The sequence below is a fragment of the Micromonospora sp. M51 genome, assembly GCF_018070305.1.
In the GTDB taxonomy this organism is placed as follows: Bacteria; Actinomycetota; Actinomycetes; order Mycobacteriales; family Micromonosporaceae; genus Micromonospora; species Micromonospora parva.
On sequence record NZ_JAGPXZ010000705.1, the window covers coordinates 1 to 3,147 of the forward strand.

Annotated in this window: 1 protein-coding gene and 4 pseudogenes; all 5 read right to left on the bottom strand. The window is 71.3% G+C overall.

Annotated features, from left to right (window positions below; all coding sequences use genetic code 11):
- Positions 1-956 (bottom strand): annotated as a pseudogene (gene moeB, locus KBX53_RS27400) (molybdopterin-synthase adenylyltransferase MoeB); the annotation flags it as partial.
- 56 nt (positions 957-1,012) lie between these two features.
- Complete coding sequence (locus KBX53_RS27405; RefSeq protein WP_245233561.1) at positions 1,013-1,750, bottom strand: DUF3152 domain-containing protein; 738 nt, start codon at positions 1,748-1,750, stop codon at positions 1,013-1,015.
- Positions 1,751-1,935: 185 nt separating this feature from the next.
- A pseudogene (locus KBX53_RS27410) lies at positions 1,936-2,373 on the bottom strand (DUF3152 domain-containing protein); the annotation flags it as partial.
- Positions 2,365-2,562 (bottom strand): annotated as a pseudogene (locus KBX53_RS37200) (alpha/beta hydrolase); the annotation flags it as partial. The pseudogenes KBX53_RS37200 and KBX53_RS27410, both read right to left, overlap by 9 nt.
- A gap of 23 nt (positions 2,563-2,585) precedes the next feature.
- Positions 2,586-3,147, bottom strand: a pseudogene (locus KBX53_RS27420) (hypothetical protein); the annotation flags it as partial.

Here is a 3,147-nt window from a genome sequence, read left to right on the forward strand (position 1 = left end):
CCTTGAGCTCCAGCGCGGTGATGGTCGCGTCGAGCGTCGCCTCCTGGGCCTCCTCGGAGACCGCGCCGCAGAAGTCCTCGTAGTCTTCCAGCAGGTCGGTGACGGTGGGGTTCTCGCCGCAGAGCACGCAGTTCGGGTCCTTACGAACCTTGATCTTGCGGTATTCCATCTCCAGGGCGTCGTAGACCATCAGGCGGCCGACCAGCGGCTCACCGATGCCGGTGAGCAGCTTGATCGCCTCGTTCACCTGGATCGAGCCGATCGACGCGCAGAGCACCCCCAGCACGCCGCCCTCGGCGCAGGAGGGGACCATGCCGGGCGGCGGCGGCTCCGGGTAGAGGCAGCGGTAGCAGGGGCCGTGCTCGGCCCAGAACACCGACGCCTGGCCGTCGAAGCGGTAGATCGAGCCCCAGACGTACGGCTTGCCGAGCAGCACCGCCGCGTCGTTCACCATGTAGCGGGTGGCGAAGTTGTCGGTGCCGTCCACGATCAGGTCGTACTGGGCGAAGATCTCGCGGACGTTCTCCCGGTCCAGCGCGGTGTTGTGGATCTCCACGTTGACCAGGGGGTTGATCTCGCGGATCGACGCGGCGGCGGACTCGGCCTTGGACCGGCCGATGTCGGACACCCCGTGGATGACCTGGCGCTGGAGGTTCGACTCGTCGACGGTGTCGAAGTCGATGATCCCGAGCGTGCCGACCCCGGCCGCGGCGAGGTACAACAGGGCGGGCGACCCGAGGCCACCGGCGCCGACACAGAGCACCCTGGCGTTCTTCAGCCGCTTCTGCCCGGTCACCCCGACATCCGGGATGATCAAGTGACGTGAGTAGCGGCGGATCTCGTCTACGGTCAGCTCGGCGGCGGGCTCGACGAGCGGGGGCAACGACACGGTGGACTCCCCGGGATCGGCGGTGTGAACCGCGCCATTGTTGCTCGCGGGAGCCCCGCTCGGCCATGACTGACGACACGTGGTCCGCTATGCGGGAGCGGGAATAACCGACGAGCCCGTCGATCAGGGGACGATGTCCCCCGCGTAGCGACGGCCGTCGAGGTAGGGCCAGGCGTTGGCGACGCAGCCTTCCAGGCCGTACGTCTGCTGTTGCATCACCGGAGCGGGCTCCCCCGGGCCGGGGCACGCCTCGTGGTCCTCGCCGAACTCGTGACCCACCTCGTGGTTGATGACGTAGGTCCGGTAGGTGTCCAGGGAGGCGCCGTAGTCGGGGACCGCCTCCATCCAACGGGCCAGGTTGATGATGACCTGACCGGGCAGGCGACAGGAGGTGTAGCGCTCGGTGGTCAACCCGCCCTCCGCGCACATCCGCTCGGAGGTGACCGGGGTGGCCAGGTAGATGGTGAAGTCGGCGTCCTCCGGGTCGGCCACCCGTTGCACCCGCAGCTCGTCGGAGGCGATCCAACTGCGCGGGTCGGCCAGCACCTCGTCGACAGTTGCGGCGAAGACGTCGGGGTCCTGGCCGGCGTCGCGTTCGACGACGACCCGGTAGCGGCGCAGCGGACCGTCAGTGCCGTGCACGGGGGTCTCGCCGTCGGCGGCGGTGAAGCGTCCCGCTCCGACCGACGGGTAGCTGGTGGGCGCCGGGTGCGCGGCCACCCCACCGCCGTGACCCATTCCGCCCTGGGTGGCGGCCGGCGGCTCGACTGCCGGCTCGCCGCCCCGGCTCACCGTCACGCCGATGGCCGCGGCGAGCACGAGCAGGCCGAGCAGCATGCTGCGGCGACGCCGTCGGCGCATCCGAACGGACGTGGGACGCGCATCCCGCCGCGCCGACCGGTGATCGGGCGGCCGGGCCGGGCCGTAAGGGGACGACGGCGTCATACCGTCGAGCCTGCCAGATTATTCGGGCGTTTTACCATTTTTATCGCTATTGCCGCAAGATGCCCGATCGAGACTGATATTGGCGAGTCGGACCGATCGCCTCAGAGCGCCGGGCCGGCGTGCCGACGCCCGTTGAGATACGGCCACGGGTTGGCCCGGCACCCGTTGAGGAAGAGCGTCTGCTGCATCATCACCGGCGCCGCCCGACCCGCACCGGGGCACCGCTCGTGCCGATGCCCGAGCTGGTGGCCCACCTCGTGGTTGACCACGTACGTGCGGTAGACCGCCAGCGGCACACCGGCCGAGACGAAGTGCGGCACCGACAACCGCCACCGATCCAGGTTGATGATCACCTTGCCCGGTGCCCGACAGGACGTGTACGGCCGGCCGTTGATCCGGATGTCCACCCCACCCTGTGCGCACATCCGCCCCGCGGTCCGGGCGGTCGCCAGGTAGACGGTGAAGTCACGAGGCGCAGCCCCGGGCACCTGCTGAAGCCGCAACCTGCCGCTGTCGACCCAACTGCCCGGCCCGGCCAGGTCCGTCCAGTTCTGCGACGACCCGCCCAGCCCGTGCACGTACAGCGCCGGCTGCGCGCCAGCGGCGGTGGCCGGGGTGTCCCGCACGTACGTGACCCGGCCGTCGAGCCGGACTTCCCGGCCCGGCCACGGCGGCGGGACGCGGTCGTCGGGGAGCAGGTGGTCCGGCCAGAGGGTGGCGCGTCTCATTGCTCCAGTCTGCCCCGGACCACTCAGGACAGCAGCGCCTCCAGCCGACGGTTGACCGCCGCCAACGTCGCCCGGACCACCGCCTGACGGGGATCACCGGCGACCAGGGCCGACCCGGCGAGCTGCTCGACCCAGCCCTCACAGACCAGCAACGCCACCACGGTGGCCACCTCGCAGTTGCCGAACGGCACCACCGCCGCGTGTTCGACGTAGCTGCGCCCCCGCTCGGCGTTGTCTGCGCCGCGCAGCAACTCGTCCACGGCGGCGGCCGCCGCCACCGCGCAGAGCCGCAGCACGTAGCCGTCCACCGCCGGCCCGGTGGCGTACCCGGAGGCGCTGTCGGCCCCGGCCAGCAGCCGGACCTCGACGTTCGCGTCCAGGCCGAAGGTGCTGACCTGCACGTGGTCGATCACCACCCGGGGCCCCGGGACGCCGCCGGTCTCCAGCGGCCGGGACGGCGCGGACTCCGTCGTGGTCACCTGACCACCGGAGTACGACGTGCCGAGCGTCGCCGGGCTACCGGTCGCGGCGCCGGCCGGCGCGGCGGAGACCGATCCGGGGTCCTCCCCCGTGGCCCCGCCCCCG